Source organism: Eikenella exigua (assembly GCF_008805035.1).
Lineage (GTDB): Bacteria > Pseudomonadota > Gammaproteobacteria > Burkholderiales > Neisseriaceae > Eikenella > Eikenella exigua.
This window is the reverse complement of sequence record NZ_CP038018.1, coordinates 72,023-85,216: the sequence shown is the minus strand read 5'-3', so window position 1 is coordinate 85,216 and position 13,194 is coordinate 72,023. Positions and strand designations below refer to the sequence as shown.

General features: G+C 53.5%; 21 protein-coding genes, 1 tRNA gene and 1 pseudogene. 8 read left to right on the top strand and 15 right to left on the bottom strand.

The genetic code is table 11. The features are described from left to right. The first annotated feature begins 404 nt into the window (after nucleotides 1-404). From EZJ17_RS00435 to EZJ17_RS00425, 3 genes are read left to right on the top strand one after another with little or no spacing between them, the layout of a single operon-like run. Entirely contained in the window at nucleotides 405-662 is a 258-nt protein-coding gene (locus tag EZJ17_RS00435; protein ID WP_067442196.1) for a type II toxin-antitoxin system HicA family toxin, read from the top strand. Further along, on the top strand, nucleotides 652-1,002 hold the full coding sequence (locus EZJ17_RS00430; protein WP_197476454.1) for a type II toxin-antitoxin system HicB family antitoxin: 351 nt from the start codon (nucleotides 652-654) through the stop codon (nucleotides 1,000-1,002). The genes EZJ17_RS00435 and EZJ17_RS00430 overlap by 11 nt, the downstream gene beginning before the upstream one ends. Before the next feature lie 47 nt (nucleotides 1,003-1,049). Beyond that, on the top strand, nucleotides 1,050-1,340 hold the full coding sequence (locus tag EZJ17_RS00425) for an addiction module antidote protein (RefSeq protein ID WP_067442194.1): 291 nt from the start codon (nucleotides 1,050-1,052) through the stop codon (nucleotides 1,338-1,340). 75 nt (nucleotides 1,341-1,415) lie between these two features. On the opposite strand, the gene EZJ17_RS00420 is transcribed toward EZJ17_RS00425, so the two are convergent. From EZJ17_RS00420 to EZJ17_RS00410, 4 genes are all read right to left on the bottom strand, one after another. Continuing rightward, nucleotides 1,416-1,748: an STAS-like domain-containing protein gene (locus EZJ17_RS00420; RefSeq protein WP_151085897.1), complete on the bottom strand. Its 333-nt coding sequence runs from the start codon at nucleotides 1,746-1,748 to the stop codon at nucleotides 1,416-1,418. Nucleotides 1,749-2,137: 389 nt separating this feature from the next. Beyond that, entirely contained in the window at nucleotides 2,138-2,665 is a 528-nt protein-coding gene (locus EZJ17_RS00415) for a hypothetical protein (RefSeq protein ID WP_067442191.1), read from the bottom strand. A 63-nt stretch (nucleotides 2,666-2,728) separates the two neighbouring features. After that, nucleotides 2,729-2,920: a hypothetical protein gene (locus tag EZJ17_RS10385; RefSeq protein WP_067442189.1), complete on the bottom strand. Its 192-nt coding sequence runs from the start codon at nucleotides 2,918-2,920 to the stop codon at nucleotides 2,729-2,731. 80 nt (nucleotides 2,921-3,000) lie between these two features. Further along, entirely contained in the window at nucleotides 3,001-3,702 is a 702-nt protein-coding gene (locus EZJ17_RS00410; RefSeq protein ID WP_067442187.1) for a LexA family transcriptional regulator, read from the bottom strand. A gap of 107 nt (nucleotides 3,703-3,809) precedes the next feature. Here EZJ17_RS00410 and EZJ17_RS00405 point away from each other — a divergent pair, with 107 nt between their 5' ends. The 3 genes from EZJ17_RS00405 to EZJ17_RS00395 are packed head-to-tail and all read left to right on the top strand — an operon-like array spanning nucleotide 3,810 to nucleotide 4,619. Further along, nucleotides 3,810-3,980, top strand: coding sequence for a helix-turn-helix domain-containing protein (locus EZJ17_RS00405; protein ID WP_151085895.1), 171 nt, complete (start codon nucleotides 3,810-3,812; stop codon nucleotides 3,978-3,980). Nucleotides 3,981-4,004: 24 nt separating this feature from the next. Further along, nucleotides 4,005-4,274: a CII family transcriptional regulator gene (locus EZJ17_RS00400; protein WP_369799464.1), complete on the top strand. Its 270-nt coding sequence runs from the start codon at nucleotides 4,005-4,007 to the stop codon at nucleotides 4,272-4,274. A 33-nt stretch (nucleotides 4,275-4,307) separates the two neighbouring features. After that, nucleotides 4,308-4,619 (top strand): hypothetical protein, encoded by a 312-nt coding sequence (locus EZJ17_RS00395; RefSeq protein WP_067442185.1) that lies wholly within the window; start codon nucleotides 4,308-4,310, stop codon nucleotides 4,617-4,619. Between the two features lie 21 nt (nucleotides 4,620-4,640). Here EZJ17_RS00395 and EZJ17_RS10205 read toward each other — a convergent pair whose 3' ends face one another. Then, on the bottom strand, nucleotides 4,641-4,814 hold the full coding sequence (locus EZJ17_RS10205; protein ID WP_156496454.1) for a hypothetical protein: 174 nt from the start codon (nucleotides 4,812-4,814) through the stop codon (nucleotides 4,641-4,643). Nucleotides 4,815-4,941: 127 nt separating this feature from the next. Continuing rightward, the gene (locus EZJ17_RS00390; RefSeq protein ID WP_082886566.1) at nucleotides 4,942-5,115 is read right to left on the bottom strand and encodes a YegP family protein; all 174 of its coding nucleotides are present in this window, start codon (nucleotides 5,113-5,115) and stop codon (nucleotides 4,942-4,944) included. A gap of 19 nt (nucleotides 5,116-5,134) precedes the next feature. Between EZJ17_RS00390 and EZJ17_RS00385 the strand changes: the two genes are divergently transcribed. Continuing rightward, nucleotides 5,135-5,335: a hypothetical protein gene (locus EZJ17_RS00385; protein ID WP_067442183.1), complete on the top strand. Its 201-nt coding sequence runs from the start codon at nucleotides 5,135-5,137 to the stop codon at nucleotides 5,333-5,335. Nucleotides 5,336-5,404: 69 nt separating this feature from the next. Beyond that, complete coding sequence (locus EZJ17_RS10380; protein ID WP_067442181.1) at nucleotides 5,405-5,584, top strand: HNH endonuclease; 180 nt, start codon at nucleotides 5,405-5,407, stop codon at nucleotides 5,582-5,584. A 52-nt stretch (nucleotides 5,585-5,636) separates the two neighbouring features. On the opposite strand, the gene EZJ17_RS00375 is transcribed toward EZJ17_RS10380, so the two are convergent. The 9 genes and pseudogenes from EZJ17_RS00375 to lptF form a co-directional block, all read right to left on the bottom strand. Beyond that, a complete protein-coding gene (locus EZJ17_RS00375; protein ID WP_151085892.1) occupies nucleotides 5,637-6,854 on the bottom strand; it encodes a tyrosine-type recombinase/integrase in 1,218 nt (405 codons plus the stop codon). Between the two features lie 223 nt (nucleotides 6,855-7,077). Beyond that, nucleotides 7,078-7,162 (bottom strand) — tRNA-Leu (locus tag EZJ17_RS00370). Between the two features lie 135 nt (nucleotides 7,163-7,297). After that, a pseudogene (gene yhbY, locus EZJ17_RS00365) lies at nucleotides 7,298-7,581 on the bottom strand (ribosome assembly RNA-binding protein YhbY). Between the two features lie 97 nt (nucleotides 7,582-7,678). Beyond that, the gene (gene sodA / locus EZJ17_RS00360) at nucleotides 7,679-8,302 is read right to left on the bottom strand and encodes a superoxide dismutase [Mn] (protein ID WP_067442411.1); all 624 of its coding nucleotides are present in this window, start codon (nucleotides 8,300-8,302) and stop codon (nucleotides 7,679-7,681) included. Between the two features lie 310 nt (nucleotides 8,303-8,612). Continuing rightward, complete coding sequence (locus EZJ17_RS00355; RefSeq protein WP_067442409.1) at nucleotides 8,613-9,419, bottom strand: RNA methyltransferase; 807 nt, start codon at nucleotides 9,417-9,419, stop codon at nucleotides 8,613-8,615. An 87-nt stretch (nucleotides 9,420-9,506) separates the two neighbouring features. Next, nucleotides 9,507-10,115: a lysophospholipid acyltransferase family protein gene (locus EZJ17_RS00350; protein ID WP_067442407.1), complete on the bottom strand. Its 609-nt coding sequence runs from the start codon at nucleotides 10,113-10,115 to the stop codon at nucleotides 9,507-9,509. Continuing rightward, nucleotides 10,112-10,732, bottom strand: coding sequence for a riboflavin synthase (locus EZJ17_RS00345; protein WP_067442405.1), 621 nt, complete (start codon nucleotides 10,730-10,732; stop codon nucleotides 10,112-10,114). Before EZJ17_RS00345 ends, EZJ17_RS00350 begins: the two co-directional genes overlap by 4 nt. A gap of 157 nt (nucleotides 10,733-10,889) precedes the next feature. Continuing rightward, complete coding sequence (lptG, locus tag EZJ17_RS00340; RefSeq protein WP_067442403.1) at nucleotides 10,890-11,960, bottom strand: LPS export ABC transporter permease LptG; 1,071 nt, start codon at nucleotides 11,958-11,960, stop codon at nucleotides 10,890-10,892. Then, complete coding sequence (gene lptF, locus EZJ17_RS00335; protein ID WP_067442401.1) at nucleotides 11,957-13,069, bottom strand: LPS export ABC transporter permease LptF; 1,113 nt, start codon at nucleotides 13,067-13,069, stop codon at nucleotides 11,957-11,959. The genes lptG and lptF overlap by 4 nt, the downstream gene beginning before the upstream one ends. Nucleotides 13,070-13,194 lie beyond the last annotated feature (125 nt).

Genomic DNA, 13,194 nt, shown 5'->3' with positions numbered 1-13,194 from the left:
TATCGAATGTTTAATCAAGCCATCTCCTTGAAATGGCTCTGTTAAAAATTCGCCTCGGCTTTTACTCGCCAATTTTGTTCTGCTGCCCGCTAGGGCTTATCGGCCTTGCCCCCAGCTTTTAAACTGGGCTTGCCCTCTTGTATCCCGCCAGGGCTTGGCTCGTGCGGTCTGTTTCGTGTTTCGTTGGGGTGTATTAAACACTATATTTACACGCAATGCAACACTTTGTTTAAATATTTTGTGTAGTTTTTGCGTATGTGTTTAATTTTTGTTGAATTTATTTTTTTGCGGGCAACAAAAAAGCCGCACTTGGCGGCGGGAGTCGGCTACGGGTTTACGGTTGGGATTGCTTAAATCTTGTTGCAACTGTAAAATAGTTGCATATAGCAAACAAAGGCAAAATAATGGGCAAGGCGGAAAAACTGCTGGCACGGCTGTTGAGCCTGCCGCGTGATTTCACTTGGGGCGAGCTGACTGCCGTGATGAACAAACATGGGTTTGTGCTGCACAAGGGCAGCGGCTCGGGTAGGAAGTTTCTGCATCGGGAAACGGGGATTGCGGTTACGCTGCACGAACCGCACCCGGGCAAGATTTTGAAGCGTTACCAACTGCAAGACGTGATTGAGGGCTTGCGTAAAATTGGAGTGATGGATGATGAATGATTTATTGAGCTATAAAGGCTACGAAGGCACGGTGCAATACAGCAAAGAAGACGACTGCCTGCACGGGCGGGTGCTGCATATCCGCAGCGTGCTGGGCTATGGCGGGGAGACCTTGGCCGAAGTGAAGGCGATGTTCGAGCAGGCGGTGGACGAATACTTGGCGATGTGTGCCGAAGAAGGGATCCCGCCGGAGAAGCCTTATAAGGGCAGCCTGAACGTGCGGCTGGGGGCGGAACTGCACCGGCAGGCAGCCGCGATGGCGGCACGACAACATACCTCACTGAATGATTTGATTGTGCAGGCGGTGGAAAGGCAGGTGCGGGAAACACTGCCTGCCTGACTTTTAATTACGGCGAATTCGCCATATTTGAATTGAAGGAGCGGTAAATGAAAATGCAAAAATTTGATATAGCCGAATACTTGGACAGCGAGGAAATGATTGCGGCCTATCTTTCTTCTGTGCTGGAAGACGGGGATGCGGACGAATTTATCGCCGCGCTGGGAGACGTGGCGCGAGCCAAGGGGATTAGCGAGCTGGCCGCGCAAACCGGGCTGGGCCGGAAAAGCCTGTATAAAACCCTGTCCGGCAACAGCAAGCCGCGTTTTGATACGGTATTGAAGATTACCCGGGCGCTGGGGGTGGAGATGACCTTGGCTCCGGCTGCCTTGATTGGATAATAGACACAATCGCCTGTGGGCGGTTTTTTGATGGGCAAAAGAAAAGCCAGCCCGCACGGGCTGTGGTTGAATTAATTAAGCGAAAGCGTGCTGCATCATTTCTTGATGCTGTTCAGCGTCCTCCGCTTGCCTACGAATTAGGATAGCTTCGGCAATGTTCCTTTCTGTAATGCCGTTTCCGTTTCGCAAGCGGAGTTTATTTTTAACCTTGTCCCATCCGTAGATTTTTACCAAGATGGCAATGCTTTCATCAGCAAAAGAGCCAGAGATAACATCAACACCTTGCAGGTCAATTATAATTCTGCTAACGGCTGGGTTCTCAAAAGCTTTAATAATTTGGTCTCGGATTGGGATGGCAGCTCGGCGGTAAGCAAGACTGCCTCTTGGCAAGTGGATAATTCTTTCCATGTCAGCCTCCTTTAATTTAACCTATTAATGTATCTAATATATCTGCAATTTCTGCATTAGCAGACGGTGTTGTGATTTGGTTTAGATTACTAGTCTGCAATCTGCATTGGATAATTACCCCATCCCCAAATAGGTCTTGGGGAAGAGTAAATTATACGGGCGTAGAGTCTCTACGAGGCTCGTTATTCATGACTCGTCTGAGGATGTCTAGCTCGCGTTGCGCGGCTTCGTTTTGGATCTCTTGAATCCTTTTCCACGACTCCTGGCTCTGCTGTTGCCTGTCCGACTGGGCTGTTGCTAGTCGATTGCCCTTTACTTGATATTCCATGCTGCACCTCTTTGACTTCTGCCGCATCTTGGCTTGACGGCAAGAATAATTCTACAAACGGCTAATTATTACTGATATTTCTGATAATTGTCGTTTCTATCTGCTTGAATATTGCAATCATTGTATCACATGGGGCAAAAACTTCTAGGAACAATTCAGCAGCTTCTTTGCGGTCAATCACAAAGCCATGAGACGGGTAGCCACCAACCAAGCGGTTTAGTGCATCCGGTTGTAATGCGTGCGTCATCTCATTCAGCCTGAACCCGTATTCTTGGGCTATCCCGATGGCTCGCTGATGCTCTCCTATTTTAATGGGGTCGATTTGGCAGGCAATCGGCTTGATAATGGAGTCGGTAAGTTTTGTTGCAATCTCGGCAGAAAGCTTGGTTGTAATACCTGTTCCGGCTTTGATGTCAATCATGTACTTACGCAGTTCCATCAACGCTCTATCTTCAAGAAAATTTACTGCCTTAAAAATATCCAAGCCGGAGCTTTGTTCAAAAATTTCATCTCGTTTTTGAAGTTGGATATCGAGTGGTCCAAGTTCCCCTTGGTTGCCGATAATCAAATTATTGGCGGCAATAGCCAATAACGTACCTGAACTCTTGCAATAACTGGGTGCATAAATTGCCACCCGTCCCGGGTAGTGGTGCTAAAGGCAGCGTCCAATACGATAGGCCGCATTCGGATCGCCACCATAGGTTGCCAAGCATAGCAACAGGTCTTTCTTTTTATCCTCCATCCCATCTAAATACTGCGATATTGTATGATAGCCGAAGCGGTTAATGTCTCCGCTGTATACATAAATATCCGTATTTTCAATGTTTAAATTAAGTTGTTGCATAACTTCCTCCTATCTCGATTCGACACACCGCCTACTCCTCCCCCAACCCCTGCGGCAATATCCCGCCCTGCCACAGCACCTCAATCCAACACGCTCCACCAGAACACGCGGCCTATGACTTGGATGCCTTCTAAGCTGGCTTCCTCCTCAGGATAGACGGCCTCGTTATGGCTTTTGATTTTCACGCGGCCACCGGGTAGGCGGCTGAGGTATTTCACGCGGAACAGGTCGTCATGGCGGAAGGCGTAGATTTTGCCGTCTTTGATGGTGTTGTCGCCAATATCAACGGCAATGGCCGCTCCGTCAGCTATGCGCTCTTCCATGCTGTCGCCGGTAAGGGCGCAGCAAAACACGTTATCAGGCCGGATGCCTTTGCGGTGCAGGGTGGACTTGCCGAACGGCAGGCGGAAGCCGTTGTAATCCGGGATTTCAAACGAACCATTGCCGCCGCAAAACTCCGTTTCTTTGAGGTAGGGGGCGAAGGTGTAATCTTCTTCGGGCAGCGGGTCTTTGCTGCTCCATAGCGCCGGGCGGTGGATGCCGGTTATCTCGTTTTGGCGTTGAGCTGTATACCGCATCTCCCCTTCTCCACTATTCAACCATTCGGGCGATATGCCCATAATTTTTTGAATATCAAGCAACCCTTTCTTTGAAATGCCGCGCGTTTCCCAATTTTTCACAGTTTGGGAAGAGGCGTTGAGCATGCGGGCAATCTCTGCCTGCTTGTCTATTCCATGCAGTTCTTTGGCTGCTGCATACAGCCGTTCCATTGTTTTATCCATAGCTCATATTTTCCAACGAATTAAACAAAACGTGTTATACAAAATGTTTGACTTTTGTTTAAACGTAGTGTGTAATAATGCTTATATTTGTGTAAGAGGTAAGCAAAATGAATGCTGAACAAGTAATTACTAAGCTAGGCGGTTCTGCGGAAGTCGCCCGGCTGATGGGCTACTCGAAGCATCTCGGCACGCAGCGCGTGAATAACTGGAAAAAGCGCGGTATCCCGGCCAAGGTACGGCTGGAACGTCCTGATTTGTTTCCGAGAGTGGCAGGCTAGGCCATGACTTAATTATCGGTAGAAGTGATAACAAAATCCCATAAGGTGCAAGCTACTGTTTTGAGAATGCTTGCGGATAAATCACAGCACGAAATAGCGCTGATGCTTGGTGTGGATGATGCCACCGTGAGCCGTTGGAAGTCTGACGAATGCGGGCTATTGAAGGCGGCGCGAATGATTGCTGCCTGCGGCGGCAAGGTAGTGGATGAAGATGCTGTGGTTGTGAACGCCGAAGAACATCGGCTGATGTGCCGTATCTCGGCTGAATATTTTGGCCGCCGGGCGGATAGATGACGGTCGCAAATATTTTTGAGGAAAGGAAAGAAGATGAGGGAAAGACAAGAGATTGAGCAAGTACTGTCTTTGGAAGACCGCAACGAGATTATCAATGCGTTGCTGCGGACGGCGGAGGCGCATCCGATGATTGACCTGCGGGCAACGGCTTACGGAATGTGCCGTGCGGTTGCCGCCGTGCGGCGCTATGACGACCGTCTGACGGCAACGGATGGGCTGCCTATAGAAGCCGGGCCTTGCAGCCAAGATTCGGATGACTGCGAAATTAGCGAAAAAGATTTTGCAAACGCAATTGCATCAATGGCTCTAGGTTATGCCAGCCGATATTGGAAAGCTCAGCAATGACGATGCTGTCGTTGAAATCGGTTACTTCAGCCTGGTCATGACTTCTTTGATGCTGAGTGTGGTGGAAACCAACCAAGCGGATTCCAGTAAATGAATGGTGCTGATTCCCCCAATGACTTTAATGACGTTGGTTAGTCCGGAGTAGCCTCTCCCTGGTTTCTTCAGATCGTAGCTGATTAGTAGGTAGCGGGCCATGATTTTACCTTTCGTGGTGGGTTGTTGTGAGATGTAGCCATTCTGCCACGGCGGGCAAAGCGGAAAGACGCTTGGCAGCCCGGACAGATGATGGGCAAAAGAAAGCCCGCTAAGGCGGGCTGGAAAATCACACTTCTTTAACCTGGGTGTTAGCAGTAGTGGATTTAACTAAGTCTATCGAATGGGAACAACTTTGTTTGGATGCGTAGCCTTCGGAGCTGACGGCAATGATTTCATGATTACCGGCTTTTAACCGCCAGCGCCATTCATTACGGGCATCTCTATACATTTCAAAATACATAAAGGAACTCCTATGGATTATGCGAAAAAACGAATACACGTTCTCCTACCGTTTCAAAGGCAGGACGTGGTCATTGAGCATTTGGGCGGACAGCCCGGAGGAAGCTAGGGAGAAACTGGGGGCTGCGGCCAATGCGCGTTATGACGGGCAAATCATGCAACGGATTTATGTGCCGGTCAAGGCTGCTTGGTTTCGGCGGTTTCGGGAATGGTGGGAGTGAAAAAAAGCCCGCCGGAGCGTGGCGGGCAAAAGTCGTATGAAGAAATTCCCTTTTCAAGGAGACTTGATTATGACAAATAAAGCCATGCAAAGCAAGCGCAAATCGATAACAAAAAAACTTAGGTTTGAAGTTTTAAAGCGAGATTCCTTTACTTGTCAGTATTGTGGCAAAGCCGCCCCTGATGTGGTGTTGGAAATACCTTATCGCTATCTGCACAATACGGCGTTATACGGCATTAGGCTGGATTAAGGATAATGCGAAGCAAAATAAAACACCAGCCCGCCTGCCGGTGTCTTGTTTTTCAGGTAGCCCAATCTGTTGCAATCAAGGCTTGGGCTTGGCGGTATCGCTCCCGCAGATAGTCTGAATACCATTGCATCATCTCCCGCCGCTCGGCCAGATACTCCGCCCGGTTGTAGGCGGCTCTAATCCGGTTGCTTTCTTCATGCGCTAACTGGCGTTCTATGGCATCTGGGTTGTAGCCCTGTTCGTTCAGGATGCTGCTTGCCAAACTGCGGAAGCCGTGCGGTGTGGCAATGCCCTTATAGCCCATGCCGTTCATGATTTTGCCTAGGGTGTTTTCGCTGATATGGCCGTTTTGTTTGGTACGGCTGGGGAATAGATAGGAGGTATTGCCGGTTAAGTCTTGCAGCTCCCGCAACAGCTCTAGCGCCCAATCGGAAAGCGGCACGGTATGGCTGCGTTTCATCTTCATGCGCTCGGCGGGAATAATCCATTGCGCTGCGGCAAAATCCACTTCTGCCCATTGTCCGCCGCGTAGTTCGGTATTACGTACAAACACCAGCATCAGCAGCAATAGGGCGATTTTATTTGCCGGTTCAATCTCGGCCAGTATCAGGCGGCAGTAAAACTCCATCAGTTCTTCACGCGGCAGGGCTGCTCGGTTTTTGGGCGGTTGCTTGGCAATGTATTTGCGCAATGCACGGGCGGGGTTGCGGTCGGTTACTTCCAGCATGGCCGCATAATCGAAAACTGCGCCTATCCATTCCCTTACTTTTTCGGCGGTGTTGCTCACGCCCCGCGCTGTGATGCGGTCTAAGACTTGTTTGATTTGCCCTACCGTGATGCTGTCTATCGGTATTTCTCCAATCAGCGGGAAAACGTCGGTTTCAAAATAACGCATGATGCGCTCTGCATGGTTTGGCTTCCAGCGGTGCAGATTGTCGGCGTGCCAGCGGCGGGCAAGGGCTTCAAAGGTATTTAGGGCGGCGGCTTTTCGCTCTTGTTTTTCCTGTTGCTTGGCGGCAGCGGGGTCTTGCCCGCCTGACAGCAGACGGTGGGCGTTTTCGGCAGCTTGCCGGGCTTCGGATAGGGAAACGGCAGGATACTTGCCGATAGTCAGCGTTTTTTCTTTACCGTCGATACGGTATTTCCAGCGGAAGATTTTACCGCCTGCCGGGGTAACTTCCAGATACAGGCGGCCGCCGTCAAATAGCTTGGCTTTCTTTCCTGTGCCGGTAGGTTTCGCGTTCTTGATTTGGCGGTCGTTCAGGGGCATTCTGGGGGTATATTTTTGAGGGTATTTTCTGGATGCCCCCAATCATACCCCCACAAAAGGGGCAATTCAATTAGACGGCATTAGACGGGATTAGCTGAATAGGGAAGGGGAAAGGATAGACTGAATCAGCCTGAAATCCTTGCCTGTATTGAATTTGGCTAATTGCATTGGATGGCGTTAGACGTAAAAAAACAGCCCGAAAAATTGGGCTGTTTTGTGAAGATGGTGCGGACGGAGAGACTCGAACTCTCACACCTCTCGGCGCCAGAACCTAAATCTGGTGCGTCTACCAATTTCGCCACGTCCGCGGGAAAGGCGGCATTATACTGCAATATGCCGGTTTGGCAAGATGCTGTTTGAAATCGGATTATATTGTGGAATAACGAATCAACCGACACCGATACAGCTTTGGCATGCCCTGCATGAAAAAATGTGCAGCCGCCCTACTCTTTTTCTTCGAGCTTCGGCCGCCACAACACCAGCTGTTTGCCGATGTGCTGCACCAGTTCGGCGCCGGTGGCGGCACAGAGGGCTTCGGCAATGGCGATGCGTCCTGCCTGTCGTCGCCGGCCACTAGCACTTTAATCAGCTCGCGGGCGGTAAGGCGGGTGTCGGTTTCTTTGATAACAGCCTCGGTGAGCCCTTGTTTGCCGATGAGCACGGTGGGGCGCAGTTGGTGGGCTTGTTGTTTGAAGCAGTGGATGTCTTCGTTGCTGAGTGTTGCCATTTTATTGATTGGTATTTGCTAAGTGATTGGAATTGGAAAAGGCTACCTGAAAATGCCGAACGGGCTTTCAGGTAGCCTGTTTCAGAAAGATAGACACTTAAGCAGCCACGCTTTCAAAACGGCGGGCGGCTTCGTCCCAGTTTACTACTTGCCAGAAGGCTTTGATGTAGTCGGGGCGACGGTTTTGGAATTTCAGGTAGTAGGCGTGTTCCCACACATCCAAGCCGATAATCGGGTAGCCGGACACACCGGATACGGCCTGTCCCATCAGCGGGGAGTCTTGGTTGGCAGTGGAAACGGCTTTGAGCTTGCCGTTTTCATATACCAGCCAAGCCCAACCAGAGCCAAAACGGGTAGCAGCAGCTTTTTCAAACTCGGCCTGGAAAGCTTCCACGCTGCCGAAATCACGCTCGATGGCGGCTTTGAGCTTGCCTTGCAGAGTGGTACCGGTTTTCAGGATTTGCCAAAACAGGCTGTGGTTGGCGTGACCACCGGCATTGTTACGCAGAGGAGTACGCACGTTTTCGGGCAGCTCGGCAAGGCGGGCAATCAGCTCTTCGGCGGACAGTTTTTCCCACTCGGGCAGTTTGGCCAACACGGCATTGGCATTATTTACATAGGCCTGATGGTGCTTGCTGTGGTGGATTTCCATGGTTTGCGTATCGAAATGTGGCTCCAGCGCGTCATAAGCATAGGGTAGTTCGGGCAGTTGGTATGCCATAATTTGTTTCCTTTTTCAGATGTGTTTTGCATAGCTGAAGCAATTATTTCTTCCTGCTACGTTGACTCGCCTTGTTAGGAAGAAATAATTGCTTCAGCTACAAGGGTGGCAATGATAAGTGTTATCCCCTGGCAATTCAAGGTTTTTTACAGCCTTCCATAATAGGGGTGATACGGCTTTGACTCACCTTGCCGTACTATTTATACTTATACCATCTACAGCTCGCCACCTTGTCTCATCCCTATTGGGAACGACTACACAAGATGGAAGTTTACCTGAAACTTTCAGGTAGCCTTCCCCTTCCCTGCCCTTAATCCCTCAGCTGCTGCAAAATCCTGTTCCACAGGCCGCGCAGCAGGTCGATGTCTTCGCGGCTGGGGGAGGCGCGGTCGAAGAGGCTGTGCAGGCGGCGCATCATGCGTTCTTGGTTGCGGCGGTTGGCAAAGCCGGTTTGCTCAATGATTTGCTCCAAGTGGTCCACCATGCCGCGTGTTTGGCTTTGTGTAGCGGGCGTGTGTGCCTGTTGCAGCTGGCTCATGCCGATGCCGGTTTGGCTGAAAATTTCGTAGCACACCACTTGCACGGCCTGGGCGAGGTTGAGCGAGAAATAGGCGGGATTGCCGCTGATGGTGAGCAGGCGGTTGCAGCGCTGCACTTCGTCGATGTTCAGGCCGAAGGTTTCGTTGCCGAATACGAGGGCTACCTGAAACCCTTGCTGCGCGGCCTGTAATAGCTCGGGCACGAGTTCGCGCGGGGTGTGTAGCGGGGCGGAGAGTTCGCGGCGGCGGCTGGTGAGGGCACAGCTCAATACGGTGTCGGCCAGCGCTTCGTCCAGGGTGGCCACAATTCGCGCCTGTTCCAGCACGTCGCGCGCGCCGGAAGCGAGGATGAAGCTTTCTTCCGGCAGCCGGAACGTGGCAGCCTGGGCGGCATCGAAAGTGGGCGGCTCGGGGGTCATCGGCGTGGCCATCAGGTTGGGCGCGACCAGGGTGAGGCGGCTCAAGCCCATGGTTTTCATAGCGCGGGCAGCGGCGCCGATGTTGCTAGGATGACTGGTGCGGGTGAGCACCACATGAATGTGGCGCAGATCATCGGGAACGGTGGGGGTGTCTGTCATATCACTTGGTTTCGGCTATAGCTAAAGCAATTATTTCTTCACTACTGTGTTAGCTTACTGCCTTGTATAAGAAAATAATTACCTCGGCTAAGTTTGGTTTTCACGCAGAGGTAGAGACAAACGCTTCTTATGGCGCGGCTCGATACCGCGAAACAGCGCGGCCAGGGCGGCGTGGTCGGCGACCATATCATCGGTGGGGGTAAACAGCGGCAGGAAGCGCACTTCGCGCCGCCCGTAGTCGATCGCCACCGGCAATACCGGCACACCGGCGCCGCGGGCAATCCGCCAGTAGCCGCTTTTCCATTTGGGCGCGGCGTAGCGCGTGCCTTCCGGCGAAATGCCGAGAAACAGCTGCTCGCTGCGGTGGAAGGCGGCCACGGCCTCGTCCACCACGCCGCCGGCGCGCTCTCTATCCAGCGGCATCACGCCAGCCCAGCGCAAAAACGCTGCCAAGCCGGGCACGGCAAATAGGCTTTTCTTGCCGAAGATGCTCATTTTCAAATCTAAGGCCAGCATGGCGGGCAGCACATACAGCCCGTCGAAATTCGACGTGTGCGGCACAGCCACCACCACGCATTTGGCCACATCCGGCACGCTGCCGGCTATGCGCCAGCCCAACAGCCGGAGCAAAGCGGCCGCCACACGGCGGCTGATTCCGCCGCCCCGGCGCGGCACTTGCGGCGGAAGCGGCATCATGCCTTTGCCCTCTCCGCCAGAATCCGCGCCACGGTGTCTACAATCACCTGCGTTTGCGGATCGATTTCCACATTCACCCGCTCGCCCGCCTGGCGGCTGCCAAACAGCGTGCGGCTCAAGGTTTCGGGGATTAGGTGGACATTAAATTCGCTGTCGGTTACCGTGCCGATGGTGAGGCTGCAACCATCCAAACCTATGAATCCTTTTGAAAATACATAACCTTTCAGATTTTCAGGTAGCCTAAACCACACGGTACGGTTCAAGCCGTGGGGTTCGATGCGGCTGATTTCGGCGGTGGCCGTGATGTGGCCGCTCATGCTGTGGCCGCCGATTTCGTCACCGAAGCGGGCGGCACGCTCGATGTTTACCTTGTCGCCCGGCTGCAATGCGCCCAAATTGGTTTTGGCCAGCGTTTCGCCCATCAGGTCGAAATCCGCTGCGCCGTTTTCGTGTATGCGGGTAATGGTGAGGCAGCAGCCGTTGTGCGCCACCGATGCGCCCACACGCAAATCGGCATCCGCGCCCTCGGGCAGGCGCACGGTGTGGCTGCGGAAATCGGGCGCACGCTGATCCACGGCCAGTACTTCACCCAAGCCTTGTACGATTCCTGTAAACATGGTTTCTCCTTGATTGCTTTATGGTTGGATAGGCTACCTGAAGGCTCCCTCATCCTATTTTCAGGTAGCCTTTTGCTGTTGTAGGGCTACCTGAAAATTTAGCTTCGCAGAAACTCCACCTTGTCTGCGCCAAAGCCTCGTTTTTAGGCAGCCTTTCTCAGCGCACTTCCTGCCGCCTAATCAGCCAGACGGCGACAACGGCAAACACCGTGCCAGGCAGGATGGCGGCACCGAAGGGCGGCATGCTGGAGAGTTGGGCAACGTAGCCGGATAGCAGGCCGGCGAAGTGGAAGGCGAGGCCCAGGCAGATGCCGAGGAACAGGCGCACGCCGATGTTGCCGTGGCGCGAGCTTTGCGGGGTGAAAGCAAGAGCCACCAAGGCCATTACCGTGCAAATCAGCGGGTAGAGCAGTTTGCGCCACCAGGCGGTGGCATAGGCGGCGGTTTGCTGGCCGTTGCTTTGCAGGTGGTCGATATACATTTTCAAGCTGCGGGCCGACATTTGGTCGGCGTTTACCAAAAGTACGCCGAGCAGCTCCACGCCCACATCGCTTGGCCATTCGGCGCTGGCAAGCCGTTCGGTTTGGGTGCGCTCGGCGGCAATATGGGTGCGCGCCACCTGTTTGAGCGTCCAAGTGTCGTTGCCGTTTACGCGGCCTTCGTCTGCCTGCCAGGCGGATTCCAGCGCAGCGTGTTGGTTGTAGCGGTAGATGCGGATGCCCAGCAGGCGGCCGTCGGGCAGCATTTCACGCACGTTGATGTTGTCGCTGCCCTGCCGAAACCACAGGCCGCTGCTACCCAGGCTCACGGTTTGCTGCACGGCGTACAGACGCAGCCGTTCGGCGCGTTGCTCCATATAGGGGGCAACCCATTCGCCCAAAGCCACGCCGAGCAGCCCGGCCAGCAAGCCCACCGAAGCCACAGTGGCAATGATGCGCTTGAGCGGAGCGCCGCTGGTGCGGATAACCGTCCATTCGCTGGCGGAGGCGAGCTGGCTCAAGGCGGCCAGGCAGCCGATGAGCACAGCCAGTGGCAGCAGGGTATACATATGCCCGAACAGGCGCATGCCCACATACAGAATCAGGGTGAGCACGGTGTAGTTGCCGTTGCCCACGTCGTCCACGGCATTAATCACTTCAAAAAACGAAAACAGCGCCACTAAGGCCAAGAGCGCATACAGCGTGGCCGTGCCCAAACGGCGGATCAGATAACGGGTGAGCAGTTTCATGCCGGCTTGCCTCCTAAGGCCAGGCGCAAGGCCTGCCAAAATGGCCGTGAAGGCTGGCTGCGTACACGCAGCAGTAATACGGCTAGCATCAGCATCAAGAGATGCGGCACAATCAAACCCGGCCACAGCGGAATCTTGCCGCTGCTGATGCCATCGCGCACCAGCGTGAGGCCGTTCTGATAGAGCAGAAACATGCCGATGGCGATTAAGAGGCTGTAGCTGCGGCCGCTGCGGTTATCCATATATGAAAGTGGTAGCGCCAACAGCGCCAAAATCAGCACACTCACCGGCATGGTGATACGCCACATTAATTCGCCGCGCAACTCTGGGTTGGTATTGCCCCACAGTTTGGCGGTGGGCACGGTACGGCGGTGAATATCGCGCTGCACCAGCTTGGGCGCGGTGCCCACCACCAAATGCAGCCGCTCAAACGATACTTCGTCGTAATCCGCCATGCCGGGTGTGCCGCTGTAGCGGCGGCCGTTAAACAATTCCAGCGTACGCTTATTGCCTGCTTCGGCAAAACGGCCGCGCTCGGCGGTAATCAGCGTGTCGCGCCCCTGCGCGTTTTGCTCGCGGATAAACAGATTGGCTGCATCACCACTGCCCGCATCGAATTTTTCCACAAAATACACGCGCGGTGTGCTGCTGCCGAATTCCTGAAACACCCCCGGGCGCACCATGGAAGTATCCTGCCGCTGCTTTAGCACCTCGGCAAACTCGTGGCTACGCGCATCCGCCCACGGCATCACCAGCATCGACACCAGCGCCGTGAGCAGGGCGAAAGGCACGGCAAAAGCCATCAGCGGCTTAATCCAGCCGTAGAGGGAGAGGCCGGAAGAAAGCCAAACCGTCATTTCGCTGTCGCGCCAATAGCGGGAAAATACCGTGAGCGCGCTGATGTAGGCCGTGAGGATGAGCACGATGGGCATCAGCGCCACCGTCCAAAACGCCACCAGCGTGGCCACTGCATCCGCCGCCACCTTGCCGCCGGCTGCACCGCCCAACAGTTTCACCGCCTGCACCACCACCAGCGTAGCCAAGAGCAGTACGAATACGCCCACCGCCGTTTGCGACACTTCTTTAATAAATTTTCTTTGATAAACCATATCGTTCCGTAGTTGTGCCGATTTCAGGTGGTCTGAAGCACATTCTTTCATACAAGGCGAACCACTGTTGTAAAAAGAAATTAAGTGCTTTAGCTATATAATAAAGAAACGGCGCGGATTGTACG